The sequence below is a fragment of the Pseudoalteromonas aurantia genome (genome assembly GCF_005886875.1).
GTDB lineage: Bacteria > Pseudomonadota > Gammaproteobacteria > Enterobacterales > Alteromonadaceae > Pseudoalteromonas > Pseudoalteromonas aurantia_A.
In genome coordinates, this window is sequence record NZ_PNBY01000252.1 from 1 (window position 1) to 278 (window position 278).

Annotated in this window: 1 pseudogene; it reads right to left on the reverse strand. The window is 54.3% G+C overall.

Going from position 1 to position 278, the window contains the following annotated elements:
* Positions 1-221: pseudogene (locus tag CWC18_RS21325) on the reverse strand (hypothetical protein); the annotation flags it as partial.
* Positions 222-278: the final 57 nt, after the last annotated feature.

Genomic DNA, 278 nt, shown 5'->3' on the forward strand with positions numbered 1-278 from the left:
AGACCGGCATCGACGCCCACAACCTTGCTGGCTTGCAGGGCAGCAGCCGGCTTACTTTCTGTCTGGCCATCTTCGGCAAGGATGGAGGCGTAATACTTGCCACTGGGCGTTCTGGTCAAGGTAATGGACTTAACCTCTCCGGCTATCTCCCGGTGAACCTTGGCCTTGATGGGCTTGCACTTAGGCACTTTGATCCAGCTTTCACTGACTGAAACCGACATGCAGTGATAGCTGCTCTGTTTACCATGCTTTGACTTGAATCGAGGGAACCGGGCTTG